This window comes from Streptomyces sp. NPDC110618 (genome assembly GCF_055657065.1).
Window position 1 is genome coordinate 24,437 of record NZ_JBVKBN010000022.1, and the last position, 17,969, is coordinate 42,405.

Here is a 17,969-nt window from a genome sequence, read left to right on the forward strand (position 1 = left end):
GTCCCAACGATCAAGGAAGAGTACTCCGGGAGCGGTCGACGGTGCAGCCGGATGGACAGGGTGATTTCTCAACTGCCTCAGTCGAGGCGGCCGTTCGCACCGGCCAGCGCGGCCGGAGTGAGCGGACTCATAGCCGTGACGTCCCGCGGGGCCAGCGAGAAGCCCTGCCAGTGGACCGGCATGGGCTGCTGGTCCTCGTCCCGGGCGATGTGGTGGAAGCCCACGTTCACCCACATGCTGGGGTTGGTCAGGGTCTGGCCGTTGACCCACTTGTCGACCGACTTGGGGTGCCCGGAGGGGCAGTTGCCCTTGTTGTTGCTGGCGTACTTCTCGCACTTGTTGTACTGCGTGAAGTACACGTCGTGCTTGGTGAAGGAGCGCCCGGAGTACTTGGCGTTGGGTCCGGCGACCAGCTCGTAGGAGCGCGGGTGGCCGTCCTTGTTCTTGCCGGTCGCGCTGACCACACGCCACCAGCGCATGTTCTTGGCGTCGCCCGCCGTCTCCTTGGTGATCTTGGTGACGGTCGTCTTGTTCGTCGGCCCGCGGTCGCCGGGCTGGCGCGGCGTCACCTTGGAGTCGTACTGCTCGATCCGGCCCTTGGAGGAGCCGTCCAGCGCGAAGTCGAGCTTCCAGAAGACGTTGTGGCTGTGGCTGAGGGCGCGGGCCTTGTTGTTCTTGCCGACGGGCCAGCCCCGGCCGTCCGCGGCGTCGTAGTCCTGCGGGGCGAGGCTGCCGGTGGCGCCCACGTTGAGGTGGATGGAGCCGTCGTCGGAGAACCGCCACTCGGTGATGTACTCGTACCAGCCGACCTTGTTGACGGCGTACACCAGCAGGTCCTTGCCCTGCTTCTGGTACAGCTTCTCGGTGCCGTCCATGGTGTAGGAGTGCATGCGGTACGCGTGCCCACGCGCGCGTGTCGTGGTGCACAGGCCCTTGACGTTCTCGGTCTCGCTCGCCCCCGGCATCCGGACCTTGACGGTGCGGATGGTGCCGCCCGGGCACTCGCCGGCGGCCAGGTTCTCCAGGCCGGCGCCGAAGTAGTAGCTCGTGAGGTCGTCGTACTCCTCCGAGCCGTCGTCGTAGGGCACGTGGATCTGGGCGAGCCGGGAGCTGTTGAGGACCTTGATCGGCTTGCTCTCGCCGGGCGGCTGGTAGGTGATGTCCTCCATCACCATCCCGGCCATGGCCTCGTGGCGCCAGCACATGCGCCACGTGGTGCCGTTGGCGAGCTTCTGCTCGATGCGGTAGGCCGCGCTGCAGTCGGGCGCGGCGGCCGGTGCCGCCTTGGGCTGGGCGGTGGCCGGGCCGGCGCCCGCGGCGGCACCCGCCGTCAGGCCGGCCACGGCGAACGCGGCCAGGGCCGTCCGCGTACGGGCACGGCTCATTCTGTTGACACGCATGAAGAAGTGACTCCCTTGCGTAAGGAGCGAAGTCGGAAAAAGGGAACGGTCAGCGCTTGAGCTCGGCGACCTTGCGGGCGCTCAGATCGATCACCAGGTGCCGCATGTCGATCCACGGGCCGTTGAGCGCCTTCGGGAACAGCCGGGCACAGCGGTGCTCGCCGCACTTGTCGAGCGCGGTGGGCTGGGCTCCGGGCTCGGCCCGGAAGACCATGCTGTCGATCTCCAGCTGGTCCGGGGAGGTCAGCTCCTTGCCGGTGGCGTCCTTGTAGTCCGCCTTCAGGCCCGCGCTGAGCGGGTCGGCCAGCAGGATCCGGACGGCCTCGGTGTCCTCGGCCCGGCTGAGCGGCGGCTGCACGCCCTGCTCGGAGCTGGTCCGTTCGACCTTGCCGGTGTCGAGGTTGACCGTCTTGATGACGAGTGTGTCGTTCTTGTAGTCGTAGAACGTCACCTCGGCGCGCCGGGGCGCGGAGGCGCCGTCGAGTTCGTCGGCCTCCGGCTCGGCCAGGTCGACGGCGAGGCGCTGCGGGCCCCGGTCGCCCTCGACGTCCTCACTGGATCGCCGCATCTGCTGGTTGAGCGCGATCTGCTCGGCCCGGTCCAGCTCGGAGTCGGTGAGCGGGTCGCGTCCGGTGCCCTTCTCCCCGTCGGCGGGTGCCTTTTGGACGACGCCGGGTTCGACGGCCTGGTCCTGACCGCTGCCCTGCGCCTGCCCCTGCGCGCCCGCCTGGGCCCCGTTGTTCTTTCCTCCCGCTTCGTCGGCCCCCGCCGTCCCCGGCAGGGTGACCGCGACCATGGCCGCGGTCCCGGCCAAGGCTATGGCCGCGCCGGCCATCACCTTGCCCAGATGGCGGTGCACTGTCCTGCGCACGTGTTTCCCCCTACTCCCCGGGGGTTCCCGGGAGTATTCGTCTGCCCCACTGGTTCGGCATCACTGGTATGCCTGGTCGTCCGGTAAGAGGGGTGCGATTCGGGGGTGGTTCCATCACTTTCGGGGAGACTCGGAGTCAAGGCGCCCCCGTCGGCGCGGTCCACCTGAAAGAGTCGAGTCCATGCAGGTCTGGCCTGGAGAGGCGTATCCACTCGGTGCCACGTATGACGGCGCCGGCACGAATTTCGCGGTCTTCACGGAGTCCGCGGACCGAGTAGAGCTGTGTCTGCTGCACGACGACGGCTCGGAGACGGCGGTGGAACTGCGGGAGAGCGACGCGTTCGTCCGGCACGCGTACGTGCCGGGTGTCATGCCGGGGCAGCGGTACGGCTTCCGGGTGCACGGGCCGTACGCCCCCGAGCGCGGGCTGCGCTGCAATTCCGCCAAGCTGCTGCTCGACCCGTACGCGAAGGCGGTCAGCGGCTCGATCAGCTGGGGCGAGGAGGTGTACGGCTACCACTTCGACGACCCCGACCGGCGCAACGACCTGGACTCGGCGCCGCACACCATGTCGTCGGTGGTGGTCAACCCCTACTTCGACTGGGGCGACGACCGGCGCCCGCGCACCGAGTACCACCACACGGTGATCTACGAGGCCCATGTGAAGGGCCTGACGATGCGCCACCCGGGGCTGCCGGAGGAGCTGCGCGGCACGTACGCGGCGCTCGCGCACCCGGCGGTCATCGAGCATCTGACCGAGCTGGGGGTGACGGCGCTGGAGCTGATGCCCGTCCACCAGTTCGTCAACGACCACCGCCTGGTGGACATGGGCCTGAACAACTACTGGGGCTACAACACGATCGGCTTCTTCGCCCCGCACAACGCCTACGCGTCCTGGGGCGACCGCGGCCAGCAGGTGCTGGAGTTCAAGTCGGCGGTCAAGGCGCTGCACGAGGCCGGGATCGAGGTGATCCTGGACGTGGTCTACAACCACACCGCCGAGGGCAACCACCTGGGCCCCACGCTCTCCTTCCGGGGCCTGGACAACACGTCCTACTACCGGCTCTCCGAGGACCGCCGCTACTACATGGACACCACGGGCACCGGGAACTCGCTGCTCATGCGGTCCCCGCACGTCCTTCAGCTGATCATGGACTCGCTGCGGTACTGGGTGACCGAGATGCATGTCGACGGCTTCCGCTTCGATCTCGCGGCCACCCTGGCGCGGCAGTTCCACGAGGTGGACCGGCTGTCGTCGTTCTTCGACCTGGTGCAGCAGGACCCGGTGGTCTCCCAGGTGAAGCTGATCGCCGAGCCCTGGGACGTGGGCGAGGGCGGCTACCAGGTGGGCAATTTCCCGCCGCTGTGGACGGAGTGGAACGGCAAGTACCGCGACACCGTACGGGACCTGTGGCGCGGTGAGCCGCGCACGCTCGCGGAGTTCGCCTCCCGGCTGACCGGCTCCTCCGACCTCTACCAGGACGACGGACGGCGCCCGCTGGCCTCCATCAACTTCGTCACCTGCCACGACGGCTTCACCCTGCACGACCTGGTGTCGTACAACCACAAGCACAACAAGGCCAACGGCGAGGACAACCGCGACGGGGAGAGCCACAACCGGTCCTGGAACTGCGGCGCGGAGGGCGAGACGGACGATCCCGAGGTGCTTCAGCTGCGGGGCCGTCAGATCCGCAACTTCATCGCGACCCTGATGCTGTCCCAGGGCGTGCCGATGATCAGCCACGGCGACGAGTTCGCGCGCACCCAGAAGGGCAACAACAACGCCTACTGCCAGGACAACGAGCTGGCGTGGCTGAACTGGCCGGACCCGGGCGACGAGGACGGCCGCGCGCTGCTGCGCTTCACGCAGGCCATGGTGTGGCTGCGCCGGGACCACCCGGTGTTCCGGCGGCGGCGCTTCTTCCACGGGCGGCCGGTGGAGGGCACCCATGACGAGCTGTCGGACATCGCCTGGTTCACGCCCGAGGGCAAGGAGATGACCCACCGGGACTGGCACTCGGCGCAGGCGTCCGCGCTGACGGTGTTCCTCAACGGCAACGCGATCTCCGAGCCCGGCCCGCGCGGGGAGCGCATCACCGACGACTCCTTCCTGCTGATGTTCAACGCGGCGCCGAAGACGCTGGACTTCGTGGTACCGGTCAACCACGGCCGCCAGTGGCAGGTCGCGGTGGACACCGCGCGGGAGGAGGGCGTCGCGCCGGGCGGCGGGCCGAAGGTGCAGGCCGGGGACCGGCTGACGCTGGTGGACCGCAGCCTGGTGGTGCTCCAGCGGCCCGTGTAGGGGCGCCCGCCCCTGGGACGGGGCTCACCCGCGCGGGGGTGCTCCGGGCGGGTGAGCGGCCGGGCAGCGGGGGCACATGGTGAGGACGGGGGCACGAAGGGCGGCAGGGCGGGTACGTACGTTTCCATGACACCTGAGCGACCTGACCCGGTGACGCCCACGGCCACCTACCGGCTCCAGTTGCAGCCCGACTTCCCGTTCGCCGCCGCGGCCGAGGCGGTGCCGTACCTGGCCTCGCTCGGCGTCTCGCATCTGCACCTGTCCCCCGTGCTGGAGGCGGTGCCGGGCTCCGCGCACGGCTACGACGTCGTCGACCACGCGCGCGTACGCGAGGAACTCGGCGGCGAGGAGGGCCTGCGCGCGCTGTCGCGCACCGCGCGGGAGCACGGGCTCGGCCTGGTCGTCGACATCGTGCCGAACCACATGGCGATGGCGCCGCGCCACAACCGGGCCCTGTGGGAGGTGCTGCGCGAGGGCCCCCAGTCGCCGCACGCGTGCTGGTTCGACGTGGACTGGGAGGCGCAGGGCGGGCGGATCCTGCTGCCGGTGCTCGGCGGGCCGCTCGGCCGGGAGCTGGACCGACTGAAGGTCGACGGGGACGTGCTGCGCTACTACGACCACGTCTTCCCGCTGCGGGAGGGCACCGCGGAGCTGCCGCTGCCGCAGCTGCTGGACGCCCAGTGGTACCGGCTCGGGTGGTGGCGGCTGGCCCGCACCGAGCTGAACTACCGGCGGTTCTTCAGCATCTCGGAGCTGATCGGGGTGCGGGTGGAGCGTCCGGAGGTGTTCGAGGCCACGCACGACAAGATCCTCGCGCTGCTCCACGAGGGAGTGATCGACGGGCTGCGGATCGACCATCCGGACGGGCTCGCCGACCCCGACGGGTATCTGCGGCGGCTGCACGAGGCGACCGGGGGCCGCTGGACGGTCGTGGAGAAGATCCTCTCCGACGGTGAGCGCCTGCCCGCGGCCTGGCCGGTGGCCGGGACCACCGGATACGACGCGCTGCGGCACATCGACGGCCTGTTCACGGACCCGGCCGGGTTCGGGGAACTCCTGGGCCAGTACCGGCGGTTCGCGGCCCCGCAGACCGACCGGGGCGGCCAGTGGGAGGCGACGGCGCGGCGGGCCGCGTACAAGGTGATCACGCACGAGCTGGCGGCCGAGACGGAGCGGCTGACGCGGGCGGCCCTGCGGGTCTGCGAGACCTCCGGGGACCCCGCGCTGCGCGACCGGGCGCCCTGGGCGCTGCGCACCGCGCTCCAGGAACTGCTCGTACGTCTGGAGGTCTACCGGCCCTACGCCAGTGGCGACGTGTCCGCCGTGGTGACCGAGGAGGCGGCGGACGAGGCACGGCACGCCTTCGTCGTCCCGGAGGAGGCCGGGGCGGTCGACGTGGTGCGCGATCTGGTGCTGGGGCGCGCGGGGGCGGGGCCTGAGCTGGACGACTTCCGGGTGCGGTTCGCGCAGACGGCGTCCGCGCTGCGCGCCAAGTCGGTGGAGGACACCGCGTTCTACCGGTACGTGCCGCTGCTGTCGGCGACCGAGGTGGGCGGGAATCCGGGCAGCCCCGCGCTGTCCCCGGAGGACTTCCACGCGTACTGCGCGCGCGTGCAGCGCGACTGGCCGGCGACCGGGGTGGTGGTGTCCACGCACGACACCAAGCGCAGCGCGGACGTACGGGCCGCGCTGAACGTGCTCACCGAGTGCCCCGAGTGGTGGGCGGACGTACTGGCCGAGGTGACCCGCGCCGGGGAGGGCGTGCCGGACGCGCAACTGGCGTGGGCCGCCTGGCAGACGGTGTTCGGGCTGGGGCCCGCGGATCCGGAGCGGGTGCGGGGGGCGCTGCTGAAGCATGTGCGGGAGGCCGGGCTGTTCACGAGCTGGACGGAGCAGGAGCCGCCGTACGAGGAGGCGGTGGCGACGTTCGTCGCGGCGGGGCCGTGCGGGCCCGCGGGGGCGCATGTGGCGGCCCTGCGCGAGCGGCTGGAGCCGCACATCCGGGCGAACGTGCTCGGCACGGCCCTGCTGCACCTGACGATGCCGGGGGTGCCGGACGTGTACCAGGGCACGGAGGGCGAGTACCGGGCGCTGGTGGACCCGGACAACCGGCGGCCGGTGTCCTTCCCGCCGCCGTCGCCGGGCGTGAAGAACGCGGTGACCGAGGCGGCGCTGCGGCTGCGCGCGCGGCGTCCGGCCGCCTTCGGGGAGACGGCGGCGTACGCCCCGCTCGCCGCGGCGGGTCCGGCGGCCGCGCACTGTGTGGCCTACGCCCGCTCGGAGGAGGTCGTCACGGCCGTGACCCGGCTGTCGCTGCGGCTGGCGGAGGCGGGCGGCTGGCGGGACACCGTGCTGCCGCTGCCGCCGGGGCGCTGGGTCGACGTACTGGACCCGGCACGGGAGTTCAGCGGCCACGCGCGCGTGGCGGAGCTTTTCGGACCGCTGCCGGTGGTGTTGCTGGAGCGGGGGTGAGCGGGCGCCGGGCCGTGTCCGCGAGGTCGCGTCGTCCCCGCGGAGGGCGGGCCGAACGGCGGCACGGGGGTGCCCCCGCGCGGGCCGGGCGAAGCCGGGTTCGCGCTGGGGGGAACGTGCTCCCGGCGTGCCGGACGGACTCCCGCATACTGGTCCCGTACGTGGACGGCCGGCCGGTGCGGCGAGAGGGCGTGCCGGGCGTCGGACGGCGGGCGGGACTCTTCCGGGCACGGCCCGGGGGTGTGCGGGGTGAGCGTGGGGCCGGTGGCGGGCGCCGTGCGGTGGTGCGGGCTCCCGGCACGGGCCCGCGCCCGCTCCCGGCGCCCGTGCCGCCCGGCCGGCGCACGGTGGTGACCGGCTTCCGGGCCCGCCGGACGGGGTGCGCGGACCTCACCGGTCCCACCCACCCCGGCCGTCCTGTCCGTCGGCGCCGAATGCCTCCGGGCGCCCCCTGGAGGCTCCCCCGGAGTGTCCTTGACACTTCAACTCGGGCGTGGGGTACTGCGGATTGCGAAGCTGGCGGATGTGACGGGGGTGAGTCTTCTGCCGGAGCCGAGCTACCCCACGGTGGCCGAAGTCGTCTCGGCGGCCCGCGCGTTGGCGGCGACCCGGCCGGGCCTGTGCACCCTGCGGCAGGTGGGTGTGTCGCGGGCCGGCCGGCCGCTGCACCTGCTGTCCGTGGGCAGCGCCCGGCCCGCCGTGCTGGTCGTGGCGGGCGCCCACGCCAATGAGCAGACCGGCGGTCCCACCCTGCTCGCGCTGGCCGAACGGGTCGTGCAGGAGCGGGCGTTGCGGGCCGGCACCTCCTGGCACTTCCTGCTGTGCGCCGATCCCGACGGTACGAGCCTGCACGTCACTCCGGCGCCGCGCAGTCTGTTCGACTACCACCTGGGGTTCTTCCGGCCCGCCGGCCCGGAGCAGCCCGAGTGGTCGCCCGCGGTGCTCCCGCCGGACCGGCTGCCGCCCGAGACGGTCACCCTCACCCGGGTCATCGACGAGGTACGTCCCTACCTCCAGGCCAGCCTGCACGGCACCGATCTGGGCGGCAGCTGGGTGCAGTTGACGAAGGACGTGCCGGGGCTCGCCGAGCCGTTCGCCAAGTCGGCGGCGGAGCTGAACATCCCGGTGGAGACCGGCGCCTCGGACGCCGCGGGCTGGCCCGCGTCCGGCCCCGGTGTGCATGTGATGCCGGCCCCGGACGCGGGGGCCGCCTACCCGAGCATGCCGGACGACGCCCGCCACAGCACCTGGCACCACGTGCACCGCTACGGAGGTCTGACGGCGGTCGTGGAGGTCCCGATGTGGGCGAGCGACCTGGTCGACGACCCCGCCCCGCACCCGGCCCCGGCGGCGGCGCTACGACGCCTCGCGGACCGTCTGATCCGGGACGCCCGCCAGGTGGAGCGCGCCCTCACGGAGGCCCTGCCCCGTCTGGAGGGCGCCGAGGGCCCTCTGCTGCGGGCGGTGCGCTGGGCGCTGGAACTGGTCCCGGGGCTGGCGGCGGACTGGGCCCACACGCCCCCGGCGGACACCACCCGCGCGTACATCGGCAGCGTGGACGCCTTCGGCCGCCGCCTGCCGCTGCGCTCGGCGGCGATGCTGCTCCGCGTGCTCCACCAGAGGGGCGACCGCGCCGCCCCGCGCCTGGAGCGCCTGGTGGCGACCTGGAGCAGCTCCTTCGAACGCCGCTTCCGGGCCCGCTGGGTGCCCCTGGAACACCAGGTCGAGCACCAGTCCCGCACGGTGGTGGCGGCGGCACTCCACGCGCGGGACAGGGCGATGTGAGCGGCTCAGTCCCCGAGCCCCGGCAGTGTCTCGTCGATCCGAGCGCGGTCCAGGGCGAACACGGAGCCCGTGGTGGCCCTCAGCGTGCACTCGTTGGGGAACGTGTGCTCGTACGCGATCGCCTTGCCGTTCCACTGGCCGGTCGCCCGGGCCGTCACCGGGGCGTAGATCATCGTGCAGACGGCGTTCAGGGGCCGCATCGCGGCGATGTCGCCCTCGACCGAGGCCAGTTGCCCGCACGCCTCGGCCGCGTGCTGGTGGCCCTGCGGCGGGTCGCACAGCAGGAGGGTGCCGCGGGTGTCGCTGGACTGGGAGTCGCCCGTGGTGAGGCTGAGGCGGAGCCAGGTGCCGGGGATGTCGGAAGGCTCGGCAGCCTGGACCGGGGCGGTCGCGAGGGTGAGGAGCGCGGCGGACGCCAGCAGGGCGCCGGCCCGGCCCGCCCGCACAGTCGTGGAGTGTGTCATTCCCGGTGCATCGGCACGGCGGCCTCGGATCCCCACCCCGGCTCACCCGAACGGGAGCACGCGCCCGCGTGCCGCGAGGCGAGGTCGAAGGCGGCGAGCACCACCCGGGACTGGTACTCGACCTGCCGCGCCACCGGGATCCAGCGCGCCCCGCAGCCGTCGCGGTAGTCGGCGCACCACAGGTCGATGAGCCGGTCCAGTTCCGGCAGGACCCCGGCCGGGTCGCTGCCCGCGCGGGAGACGAGCTGGTGCAGCAGACCGGCGGTGCGCAGCGCGAGCCGCCGCCCGGCGATGCGCAGGGTGGCGAGATGGGCGGTGCTGAGGGCGGGCAGCGGCTGGGCGTCGACGGTGACGATGTCGGGGTCCCAGGCGTCGGCGAGTCCGGGACAGACCAGTAAATAGTCGTCCACCGGGGCGAGCAGCCGCTCCGTGTCGGCGGTGGCGGGCAGCCGGTGGCGGGTGCGGGCGAGGAGGCGGGCCAGGAGGCGGGAGTCGTGGCGCAGGGTGCGGCTGACGGTGCGCAGGACGGCGGCCGCGTCGGTCGGCACGCTGTCGTCCTCGACGGCGGCCACGCCCCACATGGGCGCCTCCACGACGGCCGTCACGGTGCCGTACCGGTAGGGGTGGAACCAGGTGGACTCCACGGCCGCCTCCGTGATGGCGGCGGCGAGGTCGCCGCGGCGCGGGGGCGGGATGCGGTAGACGGCGGGGCCGATCCGCGGCCAGTACAGGGTGTCGTACGGGCCGAACTCGCGCGGGATGCCGAGGCGGGCCGCGGTGTGCGCGAGGCGGCGCGGGAAGCCGGGCAGTTCGTGGGTGAGTTCGACGAAGCCGCCGCCGACGTCGACGCCGTGCAGGGAGCACTGCAGGAAGGGGCGCAGCTCGTCCTGGAGGGCGAGCAGGGTGCGGGTCTCGGGCAGGGCGGCGTGGTCGGCGCCGTCCGGCAGCCATTCGGGCTGTTCCAGGAAGCCGGGGCGGAAGAAGTTCCGGAAGTAGCGGCCGAGGGTGTACGGGCCTTGCAGCCAGCCCTCGTTGCGGCGCAGTCCGTCGGGGTCGAGGCAGAGCAGCAGGTTCCAGGTGGCGTCCTGCTGGTGGCGGGGGTCGGCCAGGACGCGTTCGGCGAGCCGGAGGGCGGTGGCGCCGCCTACGGGTTCGTTGGCGTGCGGGCCCGCGACGACGAGGGCCTGGCGGCTGCCGTGGCCCACGGAGAGGAGCCAGAGGGGGTTGCCCGCTCGGGAGGTCCCGGCGCGCCGGAGCCTGGCCCGCGAGGGGTGGCGGGTGACGAGTGCGGCCGCCCGGGCGCCGAGTTCGTCGACGGTCGGGTAGCGGAGAAGTGGCAACAGGGCGCACCTCCGCGAGCCGGTGCCGTCGGTTCACTTGATGTACACGGGGTACGCACAGTCAGTCACGGAGAGCGGGTGTACGTCAACACCCGCGCATGTAAAGGCAATCATCCACCTCGCCCGGTAAAGCCCAGGCCAGAGCTAAGGTGGTGCTTAGTCCGGGGGGCGGTCCGCTCAGTTCGCGGAGAGCCGGAACGCCATCTGCCCGAAGCCCACCTGGTCCCCCTCGCGGACCACGGCGGCCCCGATGACCCGGCGGCCGTTCACCGTCGTGCCGTTGGTCGAACCGAGGTCCCGCAGCACCCACATGCCGCCCTGCCGGGACAGCTCGGCGTGCACCCGGGAGACCGTCTCGTGGGTCAGCCGCAGCCCGTTGGCGGGGTCCCGGCCGATCCGCAGCGGGCGTTCGCCGCCGGGGTGCGGCAGCAGCAGCTTCGGCAGCCGCTCGGCCCGCCAGGCGCTGCGCAGCCGTACGCCGAACCCGGAGACGGCCTCGACGGTGCCGAACACCAGCCGGGACAGCCGGCTCTCCTGGGGGAGGTCGGCGGTGAGGGCGGCCAGTTCGTCGGAGCGGCGGGCGGCGAGGGCCAGTTCCATGCGCCGGATGAACGTGTCGTGCGAGAGCCGGCCCATGGCGACGCCGTCCCGCAGCGCCTTCAGCGCGTGGTCGCGCTCCGCGTCGGAGAGCCGCGCGGGGTACGTGTTGAACTCGAAGGACGACGTCACGCTGGTGATTGTCGGTCAGCGGGGGCGGGGTGTCCAGAAATCGAGGAAACCGTAGCCAGGTGCGTACATCCGGCGACACCTGCGGCAAAAGGGAGGATGCCAACGCGGATTGATCTCGTTTGAAGCACCATGGACGGGCTACATCACGGTGAGCAGACGAAGGGGAACCGTCCGTGCAGTTCGAGGTGTGGGCACCGCAGGCCGACCGTGTCACGCTCCATCACGGGGACGCCACGCGCGCGTTGGAGCGCGATCCGGAGCGGGAGGGCTGGTGGCAGGGGGAGGCGGAGGCCGAGGACGGCACCCGGTACGGGTTCGCGCTGGACGACGGCCCTGTCCTGCCCGACCCGCGCTCGCGCCGCCAGCCGGACGGCCCCGACGGGCTCAGCGCGGTCGTGGACCACGGCGCGTACACGTGGCGCGCCGACTGGGCGGGCCGCCCGCTGCCGGGGGCGGTCCTGTACGAGCTGCACGTGGGCACGTACACGCGCGAGGGGACGCTGGACGCGGCCGCCGAGCGGCTCCGGCACTTGGTCGAACTGGGCGTCACGCACGTCGAGTTGATGCCGGTGTGCCCCTTTCCCGGCCGGTACGGGTGGGGGTACGAGGGCGTCTCGCTGTGGGCGGTGCACGAGCCGTACGGCGGGCCCGCGGCGCTGAAGCGCTTCGTCGGCCGGGCGCACGAACTCGGGCTCGGGGTCGTGCTGGACGTGGTGCACAACCACCTCGGCCCGTCCGGCAACTACCTGCCCGCCTTCGGGCCGTACTTCACCGAGACCCACCACACGCCGTGGGGCGCCGCCGTCAACCTGGACGCGCCCGGCTCCGACGAGGTGCGCGCCTACCTCGTCGGCAGCGCGCTGGCCTGGCTGCGGGACTACCGGATCGACGGGCTCCGGCTGGACGCGGTGCACGCACTGCGTGACACGCGCGCGTGCCACTTCCTGGAGGAGCTGTCGGCCGCGGTGGACGCCCTCGCGGCCGAGACGGGCCGCCCGCTGTTCCTGATCGCGGAGTCGGACCTGAACGACCCGCGGATCATCACCTCGCGCGCGGAGGGCGGACTCGGGCTCCAGGCCCAGTGGAACGACGACTTCCACCACGCCCTGCACACCGCTCTGACCGGCGAGTCCCAGGGCTACTACGCCGACTTCGCGCGCGCCCCGCTGGCCGCCGTCGCCAAGACGCTCACCGGCGGCTACTTCCACGACGGCACCTACTCCAGTTTCCGGGGCAGGCACCACGGGCGGCCGCTGGACCGCTCCCGGGTGGCCGGGCACCGGCTGCTGGGCTACGGCCAGACCCACGACCAGGTCGGCAACCGCGCCCAGGGCGACCGGCTCTCCGCCACCCTCTCCCCCGGCCTGCTGGCCTGCGCGGCGACTCTGGTCCTGACGGCGCCCTTCACGCCGATGCTGTTCATGGGCGAGGAGTGGGCGGCGGGCACGCCCTGGCAGTTCTTCACCGACCACACCGACCCCGAGCTGGCGGAGGCGGTACGGCGGGGCAGGCGACGGGAGTTCGCCGCGCACGGCTGGGCCGAGGAGGACGTGCCCGACCCGCAGGACCCGGCGACCCGGGACCGCTCGTGCCTGGACTGGTCGGAGCCGGAACGCGAGCCCCACGCGCGCGTGCTCGACTGGTACCGGCGCCTGATCGCCCTGCGGCACGAGCAGCCCGATCTGACCGACCCCGACCTCGCCGACACCAAGGTCGCCTTCGACGAGCGGCACCGCTGGCTGGCCTTCCGCCGCGGCGATGTCCGGGTGGCCGTGAACCTCGGCAAGGACCCGGCGCAGATCCCGCTGGGCCCGCGCCACGCGCGCGTGCTGGCCGCGTGGGAGCCGGTGGAGGTGCCGGGGCAGGACGGCGTGCTGCACCTGCCCGGGGAGTCGGGTGTGGTGCTGCTGCAGGAGTGACGCTCAGGGGCCTTCGTCCGGGTCGTCGTCCTCGCGCAGCTCCGTGACCCGCTCCAGCAGGATCGCCTCCCAGGCCAGTTCGAGGCGGCGGCGCAGCTCCGGCAGGGAGGTGCGGCCCGGCTTGTCGAGGGCCTCGGCGAGGTGGACGACGGTGTCGCAGCGGGCCAGCCACAGGCCGCGCAGGCACGGGCGGGCTCCGTAGCCCGCCAGGGTGGCGGCGCGGACGGCGGCCGGGGAGCCGACCGCGCGGGCCAGACCGGCGATGTCCTCGGCGGGGTCGCCGACCACCGCGTCGGTCCAGCCGAGGACGCCGCGCACCCGTCCGTCGGCGCTCACCACCAGGTGCTCGCCGGTCAGCCCGTGGTGGACGAGGACGGCGGTGCCGGGCTGGGCGGCGAGCTGGACCGCGGCCGGCGGGGTGAGCTGGTGCAGCCGGGCCGGGTCGAACTCGTCGGCCTCGGCGAGTCGGGCGGCGGCGCGTTCGGCGGCCCGGCGCAGCGCCTCAAGCGAGCGCGGGCCGGTGCGCGGCACGCCGAGCGCCTCGGCCTGCCGGACCGGCACCTCGCGCAGCCCCGTGAGCAATCCCGCGAGGTCCGCCTCGCCGACCGCGGACACGTCGTGCACCTCGGCCGAGCCGCCGGGCAGCTTGGTGTCCAGGGTGTAGGCGAGACCGGGCGCCCACTCGCCGTGCGCGACGCTCGTCGGCACCGCGACCGGCAGGTGCGTCCGGACCAGGTCGCGCAGACGCATCTCGCGGCGCTGGCGGACGGTGCCGTCGCGGTCGGGCGCGAGGCGCAGCACATGGCGGGCGCCGACCCACCAGGTGACGGCCTCGTCGCCGGGCGCGACGGGGCGGACCTCGGGTCCCGCGGTGTCGTCCGCGCCGTCCTTGAGCAGGGAACGGACCAGTCTGCGGACCGTGTCCGCGGTGGGTGTCGGTGCCTGGGTCATGGGTCGCGCCGTAGTCACTAGAGCCGTTGTCGCTGAAGAGGTGCCGGAACCGCCGAGAGTTTCCCGCCGGTCCACTAGTCCACTATGACCAACTCGCGGGTGGTGTCGTTCAGGCGCCTCCCGCCGTCCTCGGTGACCGTGACGATGTCCTCGATGCGGACCCCGAACCGGCCGGGCAGATAGATGCCGGGCTCCACGGAGAAGCACATCCCGGGCACCAGGGGCTGTTCCTCGCCCTCGACCATGTACGGCGGCTCGTGCGTGGTGACGCCGATGCCGTGCCCGGTGCGGTGGATGAAGTACTCGCCGTACCCGGCGTCCTCGATCACCGCGCGGGCGGCCCGGTCGACCTCCTGGCAGGCCACGCCGGGCCGTACGGCCCGGAAGCCCGCCTCCTGGGCCGCGCGCACGATGTCGTGGACCCGGCGTTCCTCGTCGGTGGGCTCCCCGACGTGGACGGTGCGGGAGGTGTCGGAGCCGTAGCCGCCGAGCAGCCCGCCGAAGTCGAGGACGACCATGTCGCCGCGCTCAATGACCCGCTCGCCCGCCCCGTGGTGCGGGTTGGCGCCGTTCGGGCCGGAGGCGACGATGGTGAAGTCGACCTGGGAGTGGCCGTGCGCGCGCAGCAGCCGGTCCAGGTCGGCGGCGACGTCGGCCTCCTTGCGCCCGGCGAAGGGCACCTGCCGGATCTCCTCGTACGTGGCGTCCGCCGCCGCGCCCGCGGCCGCGAGCCGCTCCAGCTCCACCGTGTCCTTCACCGCGCGGAGCATCGGCAGCGCCTCGGTGAGGGAGGCGTAGGAGGAGCCGGGCAGGGTGTGGGTGAGGCCCAGCAGGTGCATGGCCCAGGCGTTGTCGCTGATCCCGAACCGGCCGCCGGGGTCCAGCAGGGCCGCGGCCACGGCGTAGGGGTCCTTGCCGTCGGTCCAGTCCCGCAGGCTCAGCGCGGGCGCGCCGGGTGCCTCGGCGGCGTCCGGCGCCTCCAGCGTGGGCACGACGAGCGCGGGGTCGCGACCGGGGACGAGGACGAGCAGGGTGAGCCGTTCGGTGACGGGGGGCGCGTATCCGGTGAGCCACACCAGGTCGGGCCCGGGCGCGACGAGCAGTCCGGCGAGCCCGGCGTCGGCGGCGGCCCGCGCGGCGCGCTCCATACGGGTTCGATATTCCTCGGCGGTGAAGGGAGCGGGCGTCGGGGCGCTCATCCGTGCCTCCCTGGGCGGGTGAAGTGACTACGGGGAGCATCCTGCCCGCATGCAGAGGGCGGCGCGAGCCGGTCGACGTTGTTTCCGAGGTGTCCTCGGGCCTCAGGTCACCACGCCCGGCACCACGACGAGCTGCTGGTACCCCCCGCTCGCGTGCCGCACGGTCAAGGTGACCTCGGTGCCGGGGCGGGCCTTCGCCACCGCGCGGGCGAGGTCGGTCGCGGTGTCGATCCGGGTCCTGCCGAAGGCGAGGAGGATGTCGCCGCGCACCAGGCCCGCCGCGTAGCCGGGGCCCGGGACGTGGACGCCGACGAGGCGGGCGCCCGCCTTCTCGGCGTCCACCGCCTCCACGCCCAGCGTCGCGCGGGCGGCGGTCGCGGCCGGGGCGGGCCGGGGTCCGAGCGAGGCGGAGGGGGCGGCGTGGGTGCGGGTGCTCGCCTGCTGGGCCTGCTGGGCCTCGGCGAGTTTGCTCATCCCGATCACCGTGGCGCCGACGGTGCCGAGTCCGACGCCGGACAGCACCAGGACCGCGCCGACGAACAGCGCGAACAGCGCGGTGGTGAACCGGCGTCCGCGCCGGCGCGCGGCGCGCGGTCGCGGGGTGGGTGTCGTGCGCGGGCCGTCGCCGGGCTCCTGGCCGGGCATCGGCTTGGGGCGCAACGCGGTGTGTTCCATGGATCGCCTCCGGACGGAGAACCGCGGTCGACCTCGGGCTGAGGGCTACGGTCCGGCTCCGGCTGAGGACTACCCGGCGCTCCGGCGCACAACGAGCCACGAACGAGTGAGACTGACGCCCGCTCAGGAGCGGAAGTCCGGCCCCTGCTCGGACGTCAGTGCGAACGCCAGCTCCTGTGCCGCGCCCCGGAGTGCGCCCGCGTGCACCAGTTCCGTGCGGTGGACGAGCCGGGGCTCGGTGACCGGAACCGCGACCGCGCCCGGCACCCCGGTCGCGGCCGACCGGGGCAGCACGGTCAGGCCGTGGCCCGCGGCGGCGAGAGCGGTGAGGGCGCGTACGTCGGTGCCCTCGTAGCGCAGGGCCGGGCGGAAGCCGTTTCCGCCGACGGCCGCGCGGAGCCGGTCGAGCGGGAGGCCCGCCCCGGGGGCGTCGAGCCAGCGGGCGTCGACGAGGTCGTGCAGACGCAGCCCCGGGCGCCGGGCCAGCGGATGGGCCTCGGGCAGCAGGACGCACACCGGTTCCTCGCCCGCGCCGCGTGTGGTCAGCGGTGCCACGTCGGGCATCCGCAGCGGGTCGCTGGGGGCGGCCAGGCCGTCGACGAGGCCCAGGTCGGCGGCGCCGGTCGCGACGGCCGCCGGGATGCCGTCCCGGGGCAGCACCTTCAGGGTCACCCCGGCCGCCGGGAGCGCGGCGAGGACCGCGGGGCCGAGGGCGGTGGGCGCGGCGGCGAGCGTCAGCCCGCGCGCGGGCGCCGCGGCCAGCCGTACGACGTCGGCGCGGGCCGCGTCCAGGCGCAGCAGCAGGGCTTCGGCGTGCTCCATCAGGCGCGCGCCCGCCGGTGTGGGGGCGACCGGGCGGCGGGTGAGGAGCGGGGCGCCGAGGTCCTGTTCGAGGGCCGCGATGTGCTGGGACACCGCCGACTGGGTGTAGCCGAGTGCGCGGGCGGCCTCGGAGAAGGAGGCGAGGCGGGCGACGGTGACGTAGGTGCGCAGCAGGTGCGGGTCCATGGCGACCAGGATGACATCAGTACCGCTTATGGAGAGTGCAGGAATCATCGTTGGACGTGAACTCGCGACGGCGCCCAGGATGAACGCCATGACCGAGCCCCTCGCGCGGGTCGCCCTGGTCGGCGACCGCTCCCCCAACGTCGTGTCCCACACCCGGCTGCCGCTCCTCCTCGACACGCTCGCCGACCGTGAGCGGCTGCTCCTGGACGCGTACTGGATTCCCTCCGAGCAGGCCGCCGAGCCCGGCGTCGTGGACGGCTTCGACGCGGTGTGGGTGGTGCCGGGCAGCCCGTACCGCAGCGAGGCCGGGGTGCTCGCGGCGATCCGCGCCGCACGCGAGCGGGGCATCCCCTTCCTCGGGACGTGCGGCGGCTTCCAGCACACCCTGCTGGAGTACGCCCGCGAGGTCTGCGGCCTGACCGGCGCCGCACACGCGGAGAACGACCCGGACGCCGCCGACCCGCTGATCGAGCCGCTGGCCTGCTCCCTGGTGGGCCACGAGGGCGCGGTCCTGGTGGAGCCGGACTCGCTCGCCCGGACGGTGATCGGCGCGGAGCGGACCGTCGAGCGCTACTTCTGCGCCTACGGCCCCACCCGCCACCTCGACACCCTGACCGCGCACGGCCTCCGTTTCTCGGGCCACGACGAGGACGGCCACGTCCGCATCGCCGAACTCCCGGACCACCCCTTCTTCCTGGCCTCCCTCTTCCAGCCGGAACTCTCCGGCGACGGCTCCCGCCCGCACCCGATGATCACGGCGTGGGCGAGGGCGGCGGTGGAACGGGCGCGCGGGCGGGGGTGAGGTCGGCGGTCGGACAGGCGCGCGGCCGGAGGTTCGGACAGGCCGGGGGTGA

The 17,969-nt window shown here is 73.6% G+C and carries 14 protein-coding genes; 5 read left to right on the forward strand and 9 right to left on the reverse strand.

Features of this window, described 5'->3' with window-relative positions:
- Positions 1 to 77 precede the first annotated feature (77 nt).
- The gene (locus ACZ7L7_RS30120) at positions 78 to 1,400 is read right to left on the reverse strand and encodes a copper amine oxidase (RefSeq protein WP_285515769.1); all 1,323 of its coding nucleotides are present in this window, start codon (positions 1,398 to 1,400) and stop codon (positions 78 to 80) included.
- 49 nt (positions 1,401 to 1,449) lie between these two features.
- On the reverse strand, positions 1,450 to 2,271 hold the full coding sequence (locus tag ACZ7L7_RS30125) for a Tat pathway signal sequence domain protein (protein WP_472077668.1): 822 nt from the start codon (positions 2,269 to 2,271) through the stop codon (positions 1,450 to 1,452).
- A 181-nt stretch (positions 2,272 to 2,452) separates the two neighbouring features.
- Here ACZ7L7_RS30125 and glgX point away from each other — a divergent pair, with 181 nt between their 5' ends.
- The 3 genes from glgX to ACZ7L7_RS30140 all read left to right on the forward strand — a co-directional run bounded on the left by glgX (position 2,453) and on the right by ACZ7L7_RS30140 (position 8,830).
- Positions 2,453 to 4,573, forward strand: a complete 2,121-nt coding sequence (gene glgX, locus ACZ7L7_RS30130) for a glycogen debranching protein GlgX (RefSeq protein ID WP_285515771.1) — start codon at positions 2,453 to 2,455, stop codon at positions 4,571 to 4,573.
- A gap of 126 nt (positions 4,574 to 4,699) precedes the next feature.
- A complete protein-coding gene (treY, locus tag ACZ7L7_RS30135; RefSeq protein ID WP_472077669.1) occupies positions 4,700 to 7,045 on the forward strand; it encodes a malto-oligosyltrehalose synthase in 2,346 nt (781 codons plus the stop codon).
- Positions 7,046 to 7,579: 534 nt separating this feature from the next.
- The gene (locus tag ACZ7L7_RS30140) at positions 7,580 to 8,830 is read left to right on the forward strand and encodes a M14 family zinc carboxypeptidase (RefSeq protein WP_285515773.1); all 1,251 of its coding nucleotides are present in this window, start codon (positions 7,580 to 7,582) and stop codon (positions 8,828 to 8,830) included.
- Positions 8,831 to 8,835: 5 nt separating this feature from the next.
- On the opposite strand, the gene ACZ7L7_RS30145 is transcribed toward ACZ7L7_RS30140, so the two are convergent.
- From ACZ7L7_RS30145 to ACZ7L7_RS30155, 3 genes are all read right to left on the reverse strand, one after another.
- Positions 8,836 to 9,294 carry an SSI family serine proteinase inhibitor gene (locus ACZ7L7_RS30145; RefSeq protein ID WP_285515774.1) on the reverse strand — a complete coding sequence of 153 codons (459 nt, stop codon included), beginning with the start codon at positions 9,292 to 9,294 and terminating at the stop codon, positions 8,836 to 8,838.
- Positions 9,291 to 10,634, reverse strand: coding sequence for a M14 family zinc carboxypeptidase (locus ACZ7L7_RS30150; RefSeq protein ID WP_471430866.1), 1,344 nt, complete (start codon positions 10,632 to 10,634; stop codon positions 9,291 to 9,293). Before ACZ7L7_RS30150 ends, ACZ7L7_RS30145 begins: the two co-directional genes overlap by 4 nt.
- A 177-nt stretch (positions 10,635 to 10,811) precedes the next feature.
- The gene (locus ACZ7L7_RS30155; RefSeq protein WP_285515776.1) at positions 10,812 to 11,363 is read right to left on the reverse strand and encodes a DUF1707 and FHA domain-containing protein; all 552 of its coding nucleotides are present in this window, start codon (positions 11,361 to 11,363) and stop codon (positions 10,812 to 10,814) included.
- A 173-nt stretch (positions 11,364 to 11,536) separates the two neighbouring features.
- Here ACZ7L7_RS30155 and treZ point away from each other — a divergent pair, with 173 nt between their 5' ends.
- A complete protein-coding gene (treZ, locus tag ACZ7L7_RS30160) occupies positions 11,537 to 13,282 on the forward strand; it encodes a malto-oligosyltrehalose trehalohydrolase (protein ID WP_285515777.1) in 1,746 nt (581 codons plus the stop codon).
- 3 nt (positions 13,283 to 13,285) lie between these two features.
- Here treZ and ACZ7L7_RS30165 read toward each other — a convergent pair whose 3' ends face one another.
- The 4 genes from ACZ7L7_RS30165 to ACZ7L7_RS30180 all read right to left on the reverse strand — a co-directional run bounded on the left by ACZ7L7_RS30165 (position 13,286) and on the right by ACZ7L7_RS30180 (position 17,115).
- Positions 13,286 to 14,233, reverse strand: coding sequence for an aminoglycoside phosphotransferase family protein (locus ACZ7L7_RS30165; RefSeq protein WP_285515778.1), 948 nt, complete (start codon positions 14,231 to 14,233; stop codon positions 13,286 to 13,288).
- Between the two features lie 74 nt (positions 14,234 to 14,307).
- On the reverse strand, positions 14,308 to 15,432 hold the full coding sequence (locus ACZ7L7_RS30170) for an aminopeptidase P family protein (protein ID WP_285515779.1): 1,125 nt from the start codon (positions 15,430 to 15,432) through the stop codon (positions 14,308 to 14,310).
- A 102-nt stretch (positions 15,433 to 15,534) separates the two neighbouring features.
- Complete coding sequence (locus ACZ7L7_RS30175; protein WP_285515780.1) at positions 15,535 to 16,107, reverse strand: PDZ domain-containing protein; 573 nt, start codon at positions 16,105 to 16,107, stop codon at positions 15,535 to 15,537.
- A gap of 123 nt (positions 16,108 to 16,230) precedes the next feature.
- The gene (locus ACZ7L7_RS30180) at positions 16,231 to 17,115 is read right to left on the reverse strand and encodes a LysR family transcriptional regulator (RefSeq protein WP_471430872.1); all 885 of its coding nucleotides are present in this window, start codon (positions 17,113 to 17,115) and stop codon (positions 16,231 to 16,233) included.
- 88 nt (positions 17,116 to 17,203) lie between these two features.
- Here ACZ7L7_RS30180 and ACZ7L7_RS30185 point away from each other — a divergent pair, with 88 nt between their 5' ends.
- Positions 17,204 to 17,917, forward strand: coding sequence for a CTP synthase C-terminal region-related (seleno)protein (locus tag ACZ7L7_RS30185; protein WP_285515781.1), 714 nt, complete (start codon positions 17,204 to 17,206; stop codon positions 17,915 to 17,917).
- The last annotated feature ends 52 nt before the right edge of the window (positions 17,918 to 17,969 follow it).

Coding starts and splice junctions, on each gene's coding strand:
- ACZ7L7_RS30120 (WP_285515769.1), bottom strand. CDS start 1,400: ATGCGTGTCAACAGAATGAGCCGTGCCCGTACGCGGACGGCCCTGGCC.
- ACZ7L7_RS30175 (WP_285515780.1), bottom strand. CDS start 16,107: ATGGAACACACCGCGTTGCGCCCCAAGCCGATGCCCGGCCAGGAGCCC.
- ACZ7L7_RS30185 (WP_285515781.1), top strand. CDS start 17,204: ATGACCGAGCCCCTCGCGCGGGTCGCCCTGGTCGGCGACCGCTCCCCC.
- ACZ7L7_RS30180 (WP_471430872.1), bottom strand. CDS start 17,115: ATGGACCCGCACCTGCTGCGCACCTACGTCACCGTCGCCCGCCTCGCC.
- glgX (WP_285515771.1), top strand. CDS start 2,453: ATGCAGGTCTGGCCTGGAGAGGCGTATCCACTCGGTGCCACGTATGAC.
- ACZ7L7_RS30145 (WP_285515774.1), bottom strand. CDS start 9,294: ATGACACACTCCACGACTGTGCGGGCGGGCCGGGCCGGCGCCCTGCTG.
- ACZ7L7_RS30170 (WP_285515779.1), bottom strand. CDS start 15,432: ATGAGCGCCCCGACGCCCGCTCCCTTCACCGCCGAGGAATATCGAACC.
- ACZ7L7_RS30165 (WP_285515778.1), bottom strand. CDS start 14,233: ATGACCCAGGCACCGACACCCACCGCGGACACGGTCCGCAGACTGGTC.
- treY (WP_472077669.1), top strand. CDS start 4,700: ATGACACCTGAGCGACCTGACCCGGTGACGCCCACGGCCACCTACCGG.